This window comes from Pseudoduganella umbonata, assembly GCF_014192225.1.
Classification (GTDB): Bacteria; Pseudomonadota; Gammaproteobacteria; order Burkholderiales; family Burkholderiaceae_D; genus Rugamonas; species Rugamonas umbonata.
Genome location: NZ_JACHXS010000001.1, coordinates 698,121 through 713,337, shown reverse-complemented (window position 1 = coordinate 713,337; position 15,217 = coordinate 698,121). Strand labels below are relative to the sequence as shown.

12 protein-coding genes are annotated in these 15,217 nt (G+C 65.0%); 9 read left to right on the top strand and 3 right to left on the bottom strand.

Features of this window, described 5'->3' with window-relative positions:
- Nucleotides 1-101 precede the first annotated feature (101 nt).
- The 6 genes from FHS02_RS02950 (at nucleotide 102) to FHS02_RS02925 (ending at nucleotide 7,044) form a co-directional block, all read left to right on the top strand.
- Entirely contained in the window at nucleotides 102-461 is a 360-nt protein-coding gene (locus tag FHS02_RS02950) for a hypothetical protein (protein WP_137312728.1), read from the top strand.
- A gap of 97 nt (nucleotides 462-558) precedes the next feature.
- A complete protein-coding gene (locus FHS02_RS02945; RefSeq protein WP_137312727.1) occupies nucleotides 559-1,797 on the top strand; it encodes a TolC family protein in 1,239 nt (412 codons plus the stop codon).
- Entirely contained in the window at nucleotides 1,794-2,351 is a 558-nt protein-coding gene (locus FHS02_RS02940) for a hypothetical protein (protein ID WP_137312726.1), read from the top strand. The genes FHS02_RS02945 and FHS02_RS02940 overlap by 4 nt, the downstream gene beginning before the upstream one ends.
- Nucleotides 2,348-3,493, top strand: a complete 1,146-nt coding sequence (locus FHS02_RS02935; protein ID WP_371861453.1) for an efflux RND transporter periplasmic adaptor subunit — start codon at nucleotides 2,348-2,350, stop codon at nucleotides 3,491-3,493. The genes FHS02_RS02940 and FHS02_RS02935 overlap by 4 nt, the downstream gene beginning before the upstream one ends.
- A 7-nt stretch (nucleotides 3,494-3,500) precedes the next feature.
- A complete protein-coding gene (locus tag FHS02_RS02930) occupies nucleotides 3,501-6,596 on the top strand; it encodes an efflux RND transporter permease subunit (protein WP_137312725.1) in 3,096 nt (1,031 codons plus the stop codon).
- Nucleotides 6,597-6,669: 73 nt separating this feature from the next.
- The gene (locus FHS02_RS02925; RefSeq protein WP_137312724.1) at nucleotides 6,670-7,044 is read left to right on the top strand and encodes a hypothetical protein; all 375 of its coding nucleotides are present in this window, start codon (nucleotides 6,670-6,672) and stop codon (nucleotides 7,042-7,044) included.
- A gap of 50 nt (nucleotides 7,045-7,094) precedes the next feature.
- On the opposite strand, the gene FHS02_RS02920 is transcribed toward FHS02_RS02925, so the two are convergent.
- Nucleotides 7,095-9,296: an OsmC domain/YcaO domain-containing protein gene (locus tag FHS02_RS02920; RefSeq protein WP_137312723.1), complete on the bottom strand. Its 2,202-nt coding sequence runs from the start codon at nucleotides 9,294-9,296 to the stop codon at nucleotides 7,095-7,097.
- 201 nt (nucleotides 9,297-9,497) lie between these two features.
- On the bottom strand, nucleotides 9,498-9,737 hold the full coding sequence (locus FHS02_RS02915; protein WP_175424711.1) for a hypothetical protein: 240 nt from the start codon (nucleotides 9,735-9,737) through the stop codon (nucleotides 9,498-9,500).
- Here FHS02_RS02915 and FHS02_RS02910 point away from each other — a divergent pair.
- Both FHS02_RS02910 and FHS02_RS02905 read left to right on the top strand, forming a co-directional pair.
- On the top strand, nucleotides 9,714-10,811 hold the full coding sequence (locus tag FHS02_RS02910; protein ID WP_175424710.1) for an acyltransferase family protein: 1,098 nt from the start codon (nucleotides 9,714-9,716) through the stop codon (nucleotides 10,809-10,811). The genes FHS02_RS02915 and FHS02_RS02910 overlap by 24 nt on opposite strands.
- Before the next feature lie 153 nt (nucleotides 10,812-10,964).
- Nucleotides 10,965-12,995 (top strand): LTA synthase family protein, encoded by a 2,031-nt coding sequence (locus FHS02_RS02905; protein ID WP_137312721.1) that lies wholly within the window; start codon nucleotides 10,965-10,967, stop codon nucleotides 12,993-12,995.
- A gap of 49 nt (nucleotides 12,996-13,044) precedes the next feature.
- On the opposite strand, the gene FHS02_RS02900 is transcribed toward FHS02_RS02905, so the two are convergent.
- The gene (locus FHS02_RS02900; RefSeq protein ID WP_137312720.1) at nucleotides 13,045-13,437 is read right to left on the bottom strand and encodes an Hcp family type VI secretion system effector; all 393 of its coding nucleotides are present in this window, start codon (nucleotides 13,435-13,437) and stop codon (nucleotides 13,045-13,047) included.
- Nucleotides 13,438-13,724: 287 nt separating this feature from the next.
- Here FHS02_RS02900 and FHS02_RS02895 point away from each other — a divergent pair, with 287 nt between their 5' ends.
- A complete protein-coding gene (locus FHS02_RS02895) occupies nucleotides 13,725-15,173 on the top strand; it encodes a Gfo/Idh/MocA family protein (protein ID WP_137312719.1) in 1,449 nt (482 codons plus the stop codon).
- The last annotated feature ends 44 nt before the right edge of the window (nucleotides 15,174-15,217 follow it).

Genomic DNA, 15,217 nt, shown 5'->3' with positions numbered 1-15,217 from the left:
GCGCTGTATGCGCCGGCCCCCAATCGCATCCCGCGCTGCCTCGGCTATCGCAGCGCGATAATCCGTCCTGCTATAATCCGCGGGCTCAAAGGACCGATTTCGTGCGACGACTCATTTGTATCTGGCTGCTGATGTGCCTCCCGCTGCAAGGCTTTGCCATGCAGTGGGCGCCGTTGCTGGCGGCCGATGCGGTGTCGATCGAGCACCAGCTCGAGCACGATCACAACGTCCAGCATCACCATCACCACGATGACGATTCGATCCACTACGACGACTCCGCAGAGTCCGTTCAGCACGTGCTCGATCATTCGACGTCGCCTCCGGCCGCCGACCTCGTCGGCAAACCGCTGCTTGCCGTGCCGGCGGAACTGATCACGCTGGTGGTACCTGAAAGGTCGGCCAGCATTCCCGATCCCGCGATTCCCTGCCCGCATCGACCTCCTGCGCAGACCCTCGGCTGAGCTGCCGAGGGAGACCGCACACTTGATTCCCTAGCACGCCCGTCGTGCGTCTGTGCGTTGCCCTCGGTGATGATTCATTTCACCCGATGGAGTTCGCATGCGCGTTTTTCGCCTGCACCTGTTTCACCTGCCCATATTTCTTGCCGCAGCGGCGCTGTTACAGCCGCTGCCGGCAATGGCGGAACCTGCCGCACCCACCCTGCGCGCCCTCGTCGACAACGCCTGGCAGCGCTCGCCCCTCGCCCGGACGCTCGAGGCACGCCAGGACGAAGCCGCCGCGGCGCGCGACCTGTCGCGGTCCTGGCTTGCCGCCGCGCCGACCCTTGGGCTGTCGGACCGGTCCGACCGCTGGACAGACCAGCGTAATCAACGCGAAACCGAAGTAACGATTGCCGCGCCGATCGTCCTGCCAGGCCAGCACGCTGCGCGCCAGGCCCTTGCCGCACGCGGTTCGGAGGAATCCGCCTCCCTGGTCGCCCGTGCCAGGCTGACCATCGCCGGCGAAGTCAGGCAGCGCCTGTGGGAGGCGGCCGCCGCACGCGAGGCGCTGGCGGAGAAGAGCGACCACCTGCATCACCTCGAGGAACTTCGCGATGAAGTGCAGCGGCGCGTCAAGTCCGGCGACCTGGCCCGCAGCGATGGCTTGCTGGCCGAGCAGGAAGTACTGGCCGCGCAGGCGGATGTCGCGCTGGCCCGCATGCGTGCGGGCGAGGCGCTGGCTCGCTTTCGCATCCTGACCGGCAGCGCGGAACTGCCCGCGCTGCAGCCCGAACTGCTGCCCGATCTGCTGCCGGAACAGCCGGCGACAGAACACGTGCGCTTGCGCGCCGCGCAGGCTGGCGAACAGCGCGCCAGGGCCGCCCTGGAGCTGGCCGCGGCCAGCGTGAACGGTGCGCCGACGGTGGCCCTGTCCATGCGCCGTGAGCGCGACACCAATCTGGCCGCCGCCGACCGCAGCATCGGTATCGCGGTGCAGATCCCGCTTGGCAGCAGGATGCGCAACCGTCCGGCCGAGACACTGGCTGCGACGCAGGTCGCGACTGCCGCCGCGGAAAAGGCGGAAGCCCAGAGCGTGATCGAGAGCGACATCCTGCTCGCCCGGGAACAGCTGGAGATCGCCAGGCAAGCGCTCGACCTTGCCCTGGCGCGCGCCACGACGATGCGCGAGCACACCGCGCTGTTCGACAAAGCTTTCACGCTGGGTGAACGCGGCCTGGCCGAACTGCTGCGCTCCCGCGCCTTGACCCACGAAGCAGAAGTCGCGGTGCGGCAGCAGCGCATCGCCGTCGGCCTTGCGCATGCCCAACTGAATCAAGCATTTGGAGTCCTCCCATGAAACGACTGATCCCCCTCATCCTCCTGCTGGCTGCGACGCTGGCCATCGCATCGCCCGGCGCGCATGGGCCGAACGGCGAGCATCTCGACGGCACCGCCACCGCCACGGGTACCGGCAATATTCCACGCGTCGAGACCTTCAGCGAGCTGTTCGAGCTGGTCGGACAGCTGTCCGGCGGCGAATTGTCGGTCATGATCGACCGCTACGATACGAACGAGCCGGTGCTCGGGGGCGAGCTCGATGTGCAGTACAAGCAGTTGAAGGCGAAGGCAAAATTCCACGCCGACATGGGCGATTACGCCATCGACGACGTGAAGTTCCTGAAAGCCATCGGCGCGCCGGGCAGGCACGCGCTGCTCTTTACCGTCGTGGCAAACGGCGAGAGCGATCTGCTGGAAGGCACGCTCGACGTGCCTGCCGTAGCGAATCACGAGCATGGCTTCGACTGGCGCTGGCTGCTGCTCGGACTGCTCCCGCTCACTGCCATCGCCGCGCTGCTCATTGCCATCCGTCGCAGGCGCCGCCGTCACTCTACCCAGGAAGCCGCAGCATGAAGAACACGATCGCCCATGCAGTGATGGCCACCGCCATCGCACTTGCTCCCATCGCATTTTCTACCATCGCATTTTCTCCCATCGCGCATGCCTCGCCGGGAGCGCATGGCCCGAATGGCGAACATCTCGACGGGCAAACCGCGGCCACGGCGAGCGGCCTGGCGCGGCTTCCCGACGGCAGTGTCAATGTGCCGAAGCTGGCCCAGCGGCGGATGGTGATCCGCACGACGATGGTGCAGGAAGACAGTCACCCCAGAACGGTCGAACTGAACGGCCGTGTGGCCATTGACCCCAATGCCGGGGGCCGCGTGCAGGCGCCATTTGCCGGCCGCATTGTCGCGGGACCAGCCGGCCTGCCGGTCGCTGGCGAAACTGTCCGCAAAGGCCAGGTGCTGGCACGGCTGATTCCGGTGGCAAGCGCGGTCGAACGGGGCAACCAGGAAGCGGCGCTGGCGGACCTGCGGGCGATGCGCGGGCTCGCCGAGCGGCGTGTTGTCCGGCTGGAGTCGCTGGAGGGCACCGTCCCGGCAAAGGAAATCGACGCCGCGCGCGCCGAGCTGGCCAGCATTCGCGGGCGCGAAAAAGCGATCGGCGCATCGGTCGCCGGCGTGGAAACCGTGGTGTCACCGGCCAGCGGCGTGATTGCCAGCAGCAACGTGCTGGCAGGCCAGATCGTCGAGGCGCGTGACGTGCTGTTCGACGTGGTCGACCCGGCCCGCCTGCTGGTCGAAGCGACATCGACCGACGTGGCGCTGGCCGGCCAGATCGGCAGTGCCAGCCTGGCGTCGGCGAAAGATGTACGACTGACCCTGGTTGGCGGCGGGCGCAGCCTGCGCGACGGAGCGCTGCCGATCAGCTTCCGCGCGCAGGGTACCGCGTTGCCGCTGGCGGTGGGGCAGCCTGTAACCGTGTTGCTGAAGCTGACGACGACGGTGAAAGGCATCGCCCTGCCGGCGGCGGCACTGGTCCGCAATCCCGCCAACGAAACGGTGGTCTGGGTCAAGTCGGGCGCCATGCGCTTCATTGCGCAGCCGGTCGAGGCGCAAGCCCTGGATGCGCACACGGTAGTGATCACGAAGGGGTTGAGCCCGGAGAACCGCGTGGTCGTGTCGGGTGCCTCGCTGATCAACCAGATCCGGTAAGGCGCCCATGTTCAACGCGATTGTACGATTCAGCCTCCATAACCGGCTGCTGGTGCTGGCGGCGGCGCTGCTGCTGATGGTGTACGGGGCCGTGGTTGCGCTGCGCACCCCGGTCGATGTTTTTCCGGACCTGAACAAACCTGTCGTCACGGTGCTGACCGAGGCGGGCGGCATGGCACCTGAAGAAGTCGAGCAGATCGTTTCCTTCCCGATCGAGACGACGCTGAACGGCATGCCCGGGGTGACCCGCGTGCGTTCGGTCTCCGGCGTCGGCCTGTCGATCGTCTACGCCGAATTCGACTGGGGTACCGACGTTTACCGCAACCGGCAACTGGTGGCCGAGCGCCTGGCGCTCGTCAAGGAGCAGCTGCCCGGCGGGATTGCGCCCGTGATGGGCCCGGTATCGTCGATCATGGGCGAAATCATGCTGATCGCCCTGCCGATCGACGTCCGGAAGACGGACCCGATGAAGGCGCGCGAATATGCCGATTTCGTGCTGCGCCCCAGGCTGTTGTCGATCCCCGGCGTATCGCAGGTGATTCCGCTCGGCGGCGATGTGCGCCAGTTGCGCGTCGCGCCGGATACGGCGCGGATGGCGCAGTTCGGGATCAGCCTCGCCCATGTGACGGGAGCGCTGCAGGGCTTTGCCAGCAACACGAGCGGTGGCTTCATCGACCTCAATAGCCGGGAATACCTGATCCGCAACCTGGGCCGCACCACGCGGCTCGAGGACGTCCGCGGCCTGGCCGTCGATTACCGGAACGGCACGCCGGTGCTGCTCGAACAGGTTGCCGAAGTGCGCTATGCGCCGGCGTTCAAGCGTGGCGATGCCGGCATGAACGGCCAGCCCGCCGTCATCGTCAGCGTGCAGAAGCAGCCGACCGGCGACACGGTGAAGCTGACGCACGACATCGAAGCCGCGCTGGCGGAGCTCAAGCAGGGGCTGCCGGCCGGCCTGGCCGCGCCCGTGGTGCTGTTCCGGCAGGCCAACTTCATCGACGCGTCGATCGGCAATGTGGTGGAGGCCCTCCGGGACGGCGCGATCCTGGTCGCCGTCGTGCTTTTTGCGTTCCTGCTCAGCGCACGGACCACCGCCATCTCGCTGATTGCCATCCCGCTGTCCCTGGCGGTTACCGCCCTGGCGTTTCACCTGCTTGGCCAGTCGATCAATGTGATGACGCTGGGCGGGCTGGCGATTGCCATCGGCGAACTGGTCGACGATGCCGTGGTCGATGTCGAGAACATCGTGCGCCGGCTGAAGCAGCGCAGCGCCGATACGTCGATCCTGGAAACGATCTGGCATGCCTCGGTCGAAGTCCGTTCCGGCATCGTCTATGCGACGATCATCGTGGTGCTCGTATTCGTGCCGCTGTTCGCGTTGCCCGGCATCGAAGGCCGGCTGTTCGCACCGCTGGGAATCGCGTATATCGCCTCGATCCTTGCATCGATGGTGGTGTCGATGACGGTGACACCCGTGCTGGCGATGTACCTGCTGCCGAAAATGAAACGCCTGCATCATGGCGACAGCCCGCTGGTCGCACGGCTCAAGGCGTGGGACAGCAAACTGCTGGCCTGGTCGTTCGTGCATGTCCGCACCGTGCTGGCGGTGGCCCTGATCGCCGTCCTGCTCGCCGCGGCGTCGGTCCCGTTCTTCCCCCGTGCGTTCCTGCCGGCGTTCAACGAGGGTTCGCTGGTGATGGGAATGACATTTACCCCGGGCACCTCGCTAGGCGAGGCAAACCGGCTGGGCGCCCTCGCGGAAACACTCATCGGCCAGGTGCCCGAGGTGACCAAGGTGGGCCGCCGCACCGGCCGCGCCGAACTGGACGAACATGCCGAGGGGGTGCACTCGTCCGAGATCGATGTCGACCTGAAGGCATCGGAACGGTCGCGCGAGGAAATCATGGCCAGTATCCGCGCGCAGCTGGCGTCGATCCCGGCATCCGTCGCGATCGGCCAGCCGATTTCGCACCGCCTCGATCACCTGCTGTCCGGCGTGCGTGCGCAGATCGCCGTCAAGATCTATGGCGACGACATCGATACGCTGCGGGGACTCGCCGACAGCCTGCGCGGCCAGCTCGGCGCGGTGACGGGGCTGGTCGACCTGTCGGTGGAGCGCCAGGTGCTCATCCCGCAGATCAAGGTCAGGGTCGACTACCGCAAGGCCGCCCAGATGGGGCTGGCGACAGGACAGGTCCTGGCTGCCATCGAAGCGATGTCGGAAGGCACGAAGATCACCCAGATCATCGATGGCGCACGCCGCTACGACCTGGTCTTGCGCCTGGCGGATGCGGATCGTACACCGCAGGACCTGGGGCGGCTGATGATCGACAGCCCCGCCGGCCGCATCCCGCTATCGAGCATCGCCACCGTGGAGGAAGGCGACGGGCCGAACCAGATCGGACGGGAGAATGGACGGCGCCGCATCGTCGTCTACGCCAACACGGACGGGTCCAGCATGTCGCGGATCATCGGCGACGTCCGGAAGACGATCGCCGCATCGGCGTTGCCCGGCGGCTACTTCGTCAGCATCGAAGGGCAGTTCCAGGCGCAGGAACAGGCGCAGCGCCTCATTGTCGGCCTGTCGCTGGCTTCCCTGCTCCTCATTTTCCTCGTCCTGTACTCGCGCTATCGCTCCGGCGTGCTGGCCGCCGTCATCATGGGAAACATTCCGTTTGCCCTGGTGGGCAGCGTGGTGGCGATGTGGATCGCCGGCGTTTCGCTGTCCGTGGCGTCGATGGTCGGATTCATCACGCTGGCAGGCATCGCCACGCGCAACGGCATCCTCAAGATCAGCCACTATGTGAATCTCTGCAAGTTCGAAGGCGAGGCGTTCGGCTGGCCGATGATCGTGCGCGGCTCGCTGGAGCGGCTGACGCCGGTGCTGATGACGGCGCTGGTGGCCGCCTTCGCGCTGGTGCCGCTGCTGCTCGCGGCCGATGCCCCCGGCAAGGAAATCCTGCATCCGGTCGCTGTCGTGATCTTCGGTGGCCTGATCAGTTCCACCCTGCTCGATTCGCTGCTGACGCCCCTCATCTTCTGGCTGGTGGGCAGGAAGCCACTGGAACGCCTTCTCGCGCAAGCGGACAGCGAAACATATTGATTCTTATTGATGTTGAAATGGGCCAGGTGGCGGCGGCCCGGATTGCCGCCACATACCCGGATTGGAGAAACAGATGAAAAAAGTCATGACCATGCTGGCGCTGGCGCTGGCATTCGCAGGTTCCGCCCCGGTGCTCGCCCACGAGAGCCCGGCCAGGCACGGCGGCATCGTCAAGAGCGCCGGCGACATGTCGTTCGAACTGGTGAACAAGGAAGGCAAGACGACGCTCTACGTCGACGATCACGGCCAGGAAATGGCAACCGCCGGCGCTTCCGGTACGCTGACGGTCCTGAAAGGCACCGAGAAGAGCCAGTTCGCCCTGGTGCCGGGCGAAAAAAATACCCTCGTCGCCAGGGAAGCCGTCACCCTGGCGCGCGGGAATAAGGTCGTTGCCGCGGTCGTGCTGCCGAACAAGCAGTCCGTCAGCGTGCGCTTCGCCATCAAATAATGGCAATCACGTAATGGCGTGCGCCGGCCGCGGAAGCTGTCACTGCAGATCTAGCGCGCTGCCGCCGCCTTCGCCCGTGCCTTGTGCAGTTTCCGGTAACTGTCGATGAGGCGCTCATGGCGGTCGAGGCCTTCCAGCTTCATGCTGGTCGGCGTCAGGCCGAAGAAGCGCACGGTACCGTCCACGGATCCCAGCACCGCGTCCATGCGCGGGTTGCCGAACATGCGGCGGAAATTGGCCACGTAGTCGTCCAGCTCCAGGTCGTCGTCGAGCACCACTTCCAGGACCGCGTTCATGGCCTGGTAGAACAGCCGGCGCTCGGCCGTGTTGTCGTTGTACTGCAGGAATGCACCGACCAGCTCGTGGGCCGGCTCGAACTGTTGCAGGGCCAGATGGATCAGCAGCTTCAGTTCCTGGATCGTCAGCTGCCCCCAGTCGGTGTTCTCGTCGAAATCGATGCCGATCAGCGTGGCGATGTCGGTGTAGTCATCCAGCTCGCTTTCTTCGAGGCGCTCGAGCAGCGCTTCGAGGGCCGCGTCGTCCAGCCGGTGCAGGTTCAGGATATCGGCACGGAACTGCAGCGCGACGTTGGTGTTGTCCCAGACCAGGTCGTCGACCGGATAGATTTCCGAATAGCCCGGCACCAGGATCCGGCAGGCGGTGGCACCAAGGTGGTCATAGACCGCCGTATACACTTCCTTGCCCATGCCTTCCAGGATGCCGAACAGGGTTTCCGCTTCGTCGGCATTGGAGTTTTCGCCGTGGCCTGAGAAATCCCATTCGACAAACTGGTAATCGGACCTGGCGCTGAAGAAGCGCCACGAGACGATGCCGCTGGAATCGATGAAGTGTTCGACGAAGTTGTTCGGCTCCTTCACGGCGTGACTGGCGAAGGTGGGCTGCGGCAGGTCGTTCAGGCCTTCGAAACTGCGCCCCTGCAGCAATTCCGTCAGGCTGCGCTCGAGCGCGACCTGCAGGCTCGGATGGGCGCCGAACGAGGCGAACACGCCGCCGGTGCGCGGGTTCATCAGCGTCACGCACATCACCGGGTAGACGCCGCCCAGCGACGCATCCTTCACGAGCACCGGAAAGCCCTGCTCTTCCAGCCCCTTGATGCCGGCCACGATGCCGGGATACTTCGCCAGCACTTCTTGCGGCACGTCGGGCAAGGCGATTTCGCCCTCGATGATTTCGCGCTTGACCGCCCGTTCGAAAATCTCCGACAGGCATTGCACCTGCGCTTCGACCAGCGTATTCCCGGCACTCATGCCATTGCTGACGAACAGGTTTTCGATCAGGTTGGACGGGAAATAGACGGTTTCACCGTCCGAGCGCCGTACATACGGCAGCGAACAGATGCCGCGGGCCACGTTGCCGGAATTGGTGTCGACCAGGTGCGAGCCGCGCAATTCGCCGTCCGGATCGTAGATGTCCAGGCAGTATTCATCGAGGATTTCCGACGGCAGCTTGTCGCCCCGGCCCGGCTTGAACCAGCGCTCTTCCGGATAATGCACGAAGTCCGCGTTGGCGATGTCTTCGCCCCAGAACACGCCGGCATAGAAGTGGTTGTTGCTCAGGCGCTCGATGTACTCGCCCAGCGCCGACGCCAGCGCGCTCTCCTTCGTCGATCCCTTGCCATTGGTGAAACACATCGGCGAATGGGCGTCGCGGATATGCAGCGACCACACATTGGGCACGATATTGCGCCAGGAAGCGATTTCGATCTTGATGCCGAGATTCGCGAGCACGCTCGACATGTTGGCGATGGTCTGTTCCAGCGGCAGGTCCTTGCCGGGGATATAGGTACTGGTCGCGGCATCGGGAGCGACCGTCAGCAGCGCCTGGGCATCCGCATCGAGGTTTTCCACTTCCTCGATCACGAACTCCGGGCCGGCCTGCACCACTTTCTTCACCGTGCAGCGGTCGATCGAACGCAGGATACCCTCGCGGTCCTTGGCGGAAATATCGGCCGGCAATTCGACCTGGATCTTGAAAATCTGCTGGTAACGGTTTTCCGGGTCAACGATATTGTTCTGCGACAGGCGGATATTTTCAGTGGGAATATTGCGAGTCGAGCAATACAGCTTCACGAAATAGGCCGCGCACAAGGCCGACGATGCCAAAAAATAGTCGAACGGACCAGGTGCCGAGCCGTCGCCCTTGTAGCGGATCGGCTGGTCGGCGATGACCGTGAAATCGTCGAACTTGGCTTCGAGACGAAGCTTGTCGAGAAAGTTGACCTTGATTTCCATGGGAGTGTTCCAGATAGTGCTCGAATTGAGTAAGGCCGCCATTATCCGTTGTTTCTGCTGGATGGCATAGATTGTCTGCCCGCTGCCGGATGCGGGTTCGTGATGCCCGGCCCTTTCGGGCTAAAGACCAGTTGGTCGATCAGGCCTGGTTTTCGAGGTCGCCGGGTTGGTGATATCTTTCGGTTAGTTGCAAATATTTGTTCAGTCATTGGGCTGATTGATTGGCTCCGCCTTTTTGTAGTACCTTGCGGCAGCGTTTATTTTGCCGGGCACCTGTCCGGCCAGGTTTCCAGTGGAGAGTTGCGCATCGCCGCCCCGTACAACATCGTCCACCGAGGCGAACGACTGCTTTCGCATCATGATGCCGGGCGTGCGCCCGGGATCGACCTGCTGCGCGCCCTGGCGATTGCCGCGGTCATGCTGTACCACATCAGCAGCCACGGCATTGCCCTGCCCGCTTTCGTGGAACACGGCTGGATGGGCGTCGACCTGTTCTTTGTCCTCAGCGGCTACCTGATCGGCTGGCAAGTCCTGCGGGAATACGCGCGGGGCGCCGCACCGCGCTGGCGCCGGTTCATGCTCTCCCGCGCGTTCCGGATATTGCCAGCGTATTACACGGTGCTGGCGCTGTATCTGCTGATGCCTGTGCTGCTGCCGCAATGGCGCGAAGGCGGTGACCTGCAGGCACCATGGAAGTTCCTCACATTTACGTTGAACCTGCATCCCGAATGGGAACGCGGAACCGCCTACTCCCATGCGTGGTCGCTGTGCGTCGAAGAACATTTCTACCTGCTGTTCCCCGTCGTGGCCTGGTCGATCGCCGCCCGGTCGCGCGGCTGGCTGGTCGCGGCGCTGGCGGCCGGCATCGTCGCCGTGGGGATGGCACTGCGGGCCTGGCTGTGGTCGCACCAGGTGGCACCGTACCTGGACGCCGGGGATACCGCCACGGCCATGCGCCAGTTCATCGCAACGATCTATAACCCCACGTGGTCGCGCCTGGATGGCTTGCTGGCAGGCGTGATGTTGTCGGCGGTGCGAGCCTTCCGTCCAGCGTGGTGGGAGCGACTGATGTGCCGGGCATGGCTGTTCCTCCCGCTGGGCGCCGCGATCGTGGCCGGCTGCACCCGCATGCAGCCGGTCAGCGCCACCGGCGCCGTATTCCTGTTTCCCGTGGTGGCGCTCGGCTGCGCCTGCCTGGTGGTGGGTGCTGCCAGTCCGCGCACCTGGCTCGGGCGCCAGCACCTGCCGGGGGTGCGGCCGCTGGCCGTGCTGGCCTTCAGCCTGTACCTCACGCACAAGGCAGTGTATGCGGCACTCGATACCGCGCTGCCGGACGTGGGCAGGCAGGCGCCGGCGAGCGCCCTGCTGATTTACGCAAGTGTGTCGGTGGCGGTGGCCGCCCTGCTCTACCTGGCGGTCGAACGGCCCGGCCTGCGCCTGCGCGACCGCTGGCTGCGCAGGCCTTTGACCGTCGCTTCCCGGTACCGGTGCGCCGATGAACAATCATCCGGATGAGCAAAAGTGCCGGCAGTGATGTGCCGGCGGTGCCTTTTAACGGGAAATTAACCCTGGCTTAACGGGACCGCGACAGCGGCTTCGCTACAGTGCGCTGGCTTGCGCAGGCCGCCACGCTTCTGCCCCATCCGCCACCCAGACCGCATCGACCCCATGACCCAGGCAAACGCCCGCGATTACCCTTCCCGCCCCGCTCCTTCCTTCCCTGGCCGGGCCACGCTTCGATGGTGGCAGCGCACAGGTCCTTACCTGAACCTGTTCTGCCTGCTGGCCGCCGGCCTGGCATTGCTGTCACTGTCGCGCATCGCCCTGGTGATCTGGCAGCGCGAGCGCGTGGCGGCGGCCGGCGTCCTGGGCGACATCTTCGTGCAGGGCATCCGGGCGGACCTGATCCTGCTGGGCTATTTCCTGGCCATTCCGCTGGCGCTCGCGCCATTGCTGGCACACCGCCGGACGGCACGTCTGTGGACCGCGCTGACCGCCTGGTGGACCACCGCGGCACTGGTGTTCATCGGTTTCATGGAGCTGGCCACGCCGCAGTTCATCCTCCAGTACGACATGCGGCCGAACCGCCTGTTCGTCGAGTACCTGGCGTATCCGGCCGAGGTGTTCGGCACGCTGTGGCACGGCTACCGCCTGGCCCTGTTCGCCACCGTCGTCGTGACCATGCTGCTCGCCGCCCTGGTACACCGCGTGCTGAAAGCCGCGTCGCGCCACATGGTCTCGTGGCCATCGCGCAGGTTGCTGCTGACGTGGCCGTTGCTGCTGCTAGTGGTGGCGCTGCAGATCCGCTCGACCACCGCGCACCGGCCGGCCAACCCGGCCCTGTTTGCGCTGAGCGGCGATGCACTGGTCAATTCGCTGGTGATCAATTCCGCCTGGTCGGTGCTCGACGCTGTCGGATCGATGCGCAAGGAAGCGCATTCGTCCGAGATCTACGGCGATATCGGGCGCGACAGGGTGCTGGCCGAGGTCCGGTCCGCGCCGTGGATGAATGGCTACCGGTTCCCGTCGGCCGAACTGCCCACGCTGCACCACCAGCAGGCCGCCTACCGGCGCGACCGGCCGCTGAACCTCGTCATCGTGCTCGAGGAAAGCCTGGGCGCCACGTTCGTGAAATCGCTGGGCGGGCTGCCCGTGACGCCGGAGCTGGAAAAACTGAAGGACGAAGGGTGGTGGTTCGAGCAGTTGTACGCCACCGGCACCCGCTCGGTACGCGGCATCGAAGCGGTGGTGTCCGGCTATGCGCCCACGCCGGCGCGCAGCGTGGTGAAGCTGTCGCTGGCGCAGCGCAATTTCTATACGCTGGCGCTGGGACTGGGCCGGCAGGGTTACCAGACCGAGTTCGTGTATGGCGGCGAAGCGCATTTCGACAATATGCGCGGTTTCTTCACAGGCAACGGTTTCCAGAGCGTGGTCGACCGGCGTGCCATGCATCCACGCTTCGAGGGCAGTTGGGGCGCGTCCGACGAAGACCTGTTCGACACCGCGCTGGAACGGCTGAAATACCTGCATGCGCAAGGCAAGCCGTTCTTCAGCCTGGTCTTCACCTCGTCGAACCACGAGCCGTTCGAGTTCCCTGACGGCAAGATCACCCTGCACGACCCCGTCAAGGCGGGTGTCAACAATGCGGTCAAGTATGCCGACTTTGCCCTGGGGAAGTTCATCACGGCTGCCAAGCAGCAGGACTACTGGAAGGATACGGTGTTCCTGATCGTGGCGGACCATGACAACCGCGTGTACGGCGACAGCCTCGTGCCGATCAACAAATTCCACATTCCCGGCCTGATCCTCGGGGCCGACCTGAAGCCCCGCCAGATCCGCACGCTGGCCAGCCAGATCGACCTGGGGCCGACGCTGCTGTCACTGATGGGCGTGTCGAGCGAGCATCCGATGATCGGCCGCGACCTGGCGCGCGACAGCGGCACTGACAGCGGAATAGACGGAGAAGTGCCGGGCCGGGCGATGCTTCAGTTCGACAACACCTTCGCGTGGCTGGAAGGCGACTCGGCGACGATCCTGCGGCCCGGGCAGGCGCCGCTGGCCGGGCGATACGATCGCGCAAGCGGCGCGCTGACCCTGGCCTCGTCTCCTCCGCCCGCAGCCCTGGTGGAGCGCGCGATGGCGCACGTGATGCTGCCGTCGCTGCTGTACCGCGAGCAGCGCTACCGGCTTTCGCCATAATCCCGCCATAATCCCGCCATAATCTTGCCAAATAAGCCGCTCCTGCCGGTCAGCCCATCGCGACAGCCGTCAGCCGGGCCTGCGCGAAAGTCAGGACCACCGTCTCCAGCGTCGCCGCCTCGCCGCGCGGCCCGGAAGCCACGTTGGCCACGGTGACGTTCTCCAGTTCGATCTCGTAGCATTTGACCGGTTCGCCATCCGTGGCGGCACGCACGAAATCGAAGCGCGCGCTGGGCAGCAGGGTTGCGCTGATGCAGAGCCGTTCCAGCACCGGCGACGCCGCGTCCTTCGGCTTGACGAAGCGGATCTCCGCCAGGCCCTGCCCTGCCCCCGCATGACGCAGCGACCAGCTGACCGAATCGCAGGCGATCCATCCTTCGTAACCGCTGCTGGTCGAACCGCCCGGGACGCCGTCGATCCGCAGGTAAGAGTGCATCGCCATCCACACCTCCAGAAATAAAGATAATTCCTAGGCCTGTAAGTAAATTCCTACAAAGCATGATGATATCGTTATTCAAGCTTCAACATGCGAAAACTTCAATCGCGTCCCGCCCATGCCGTGGATCCACGCCCGATCGATCACGAAGATGATTGGTCCGTCCAGTTGACTCAACTGGTCTTGCCACATAGATCGATTGGACCTACCATCGGCGTAGCCGCCGCCAACGATCAACTCTCCCCAGAAGAGTGGTGGCGCGCTGCCCAACCACTATTATTGGAGACACTTCGATGAGCGAAAACAATGCCGGCCCAACCGATCGCCGCACTGTCCTGAAGGCCGCCGGCGCAGCCGGCATCATGCTGGCGACAAGCGCCTTTGCCGCAACCCCGCGCAAGCGCTACGCGGTTGTCGGCGTGGGTTCGCGGGCGCGCATGTTTACCGGCGCAATTACCGGCAAGTACCGCGACGGCAACGAGATCGTGGCGATCTGCGACAGCAATCCGGGCCGCGCCGCGCTCGCGGTGCGTACCATCGCCGCTACCGGCGCCAGCCAGCCGACGGCCTACCAGGCCGCCGATTTCGACCGGATGATCCGCGAAACGAAGCCGCAATACGTGATCGTCACGACGCCCGACGCGAAGCACGACGAATACATCGTGCGCGCGCTGGAAGCGGGTTGCGACGTGATCACGGAAAAGCCGATGACGACGACGGCGGAAAAGGCGCAGCGCATCCTCGATGCCGTCAAGCGCACCGGCCGCCACATCCGCGTGACGTTCAACTACCGCTACACGCCGCCGCGCTCGCAGGTGAAGGACATCCTGATGAGCGGCGAGATCGGCGACGTGATGTCGGTCGATTTCACCTGGCTGCTCAATACCGTCCACGGCGCCGATTATTTCCGCCGCTGGCACAGCAACAAGGCCATGTCCGGCGGGCTGATGATCCACAAGTCGACCCACCACTTCGACCTGGTCAACTGGTGGCTGGGTGCCCAGCCGGAGCTTGTGCATGCGTTCGGCTCGCGCCAGTTCTACACCCCGGCCACCGCGAAACGCATGGGGCTGACCGGCGCGCACGAGCGTTGCCTGACCTGCCCGGAAAAGCAGAAATGCACGTTCTACTTCGACCTGGCGGCCGATCCCGGCCTGAAGGCAATCTACCTGGACAACGAAAAGCACGACGGCTACTACCGCGACCAGTGCGTGTGGCGCCCGGAAATCAATATCGAAGACACGATGAACGTGATGGTGCGCTACGACAATGGCACACAGCTGACCTATGCACTGTCCGCCTACGATGCGTGGGAGGGCTACCACGTGGCCTTCAACGGCACCAAGGGGCGCCTGGAACACCGGATCGTCGAGCAGGTCGGCGCGGCTGGCGCCAGCGAAGTGCAGAGCAAGAGCAATGTCGTGGAAACCCGCGTGATTCCGCTGCGCGGCGCGCCACGCGAGGTGGAACCCTGGACCGGCACGGGCGGCCACGGCGGCGGCGATGCCGTGATGCTCGAGGAAATCTTCGGCAACGCCCCGGCGGACAAGTACAAGCGCCTGGCCGACGAGCGCTCCGGCGCCTGGTCGATCCTGATCGGGGTCGCTGCCAACCAGTGTTTCGAGACCGGCCAGTCGGTCAGGATCGCCGACCTCGTCACCGGACTGAATCCGCCGGACCGCGCGCCGATGCCGACGCGGGAGACACCTGTCCCGATGCCGCTGCGGCGCAAGATCCCCTGAGCGGGATCGTCGTCCGGGGGCACAGCCGATCAGGTGCACGGACG

Coding starts and splice junctions, on each gene's coding strand:
- FHS02_RS02920 (WP_137312723.1), bottom strand. CDS start 9,296: ATGGAAATCAAGGTCAACTTTCTCGACAAGCTTCGTCTCGAAGCCAAG.
- FHS02_RS02925 (WP_137312724.1), top strand. CDS start 6,670: ATGAAAAAAGTCATGACCATGCTGGCGCTGGCGCTGGCATTCGCAGGT.
- FHS02_RS02910 (WP_175424710.1), top strand. CDS start 9,714: ATGCTGTACCACATCAGCAGCCACGGCATTGCCCTGCCCGCTTTCGTG.
- FHS02_RS02895 (WP_137312719.1), top strand. CDS start 13,725: ATGAGCGAAAACAATGCCGGCCCAACCGATCGCCGCACTGTCCTGAAG.
- FHS02_RS02935 (WP_371861453.1), top strand. CDS start 2,348: ATGAAGAACACGATCGCCCATGCAGTGATGGCCACCGCCATCGCACTT.
- FHS02_RS02930 (WP_137312725.1), top strand. CDS start 3,501: ATGTTCAACGCGATTGTACGATTCAGCCTCCATAACCGGCTGCTGGTG.
- FHS02_RS02900 (WP_137312720.1), bottom strand. CDS start 13,437: ATGGCGATGCACTCTTACCTGCGGATCGACGGCGTCCCGGGCGGTTCG.
- FHS02_RS02945 (WP_137312727.1), top strand. CDS start 559: ATGCGCGTTTTTCGCCTGCACCTGTTTCACCTGCCCATATTTCTTGCC.
- FHS02_RS02905 (WP_137312721.1), top strand. CDS start 10,965: ATGACCCAGGCAAACGCCCGCGATTACCCTTCCCGCCCCGCTCCTTCC.
- FHS02_RS02940 (WP_137312726.1), top strand. CDS start 1,794: ATGAAACGACTGATCCCCCTCATCCTCCTGCTGGCTGCGACGCTGGCC.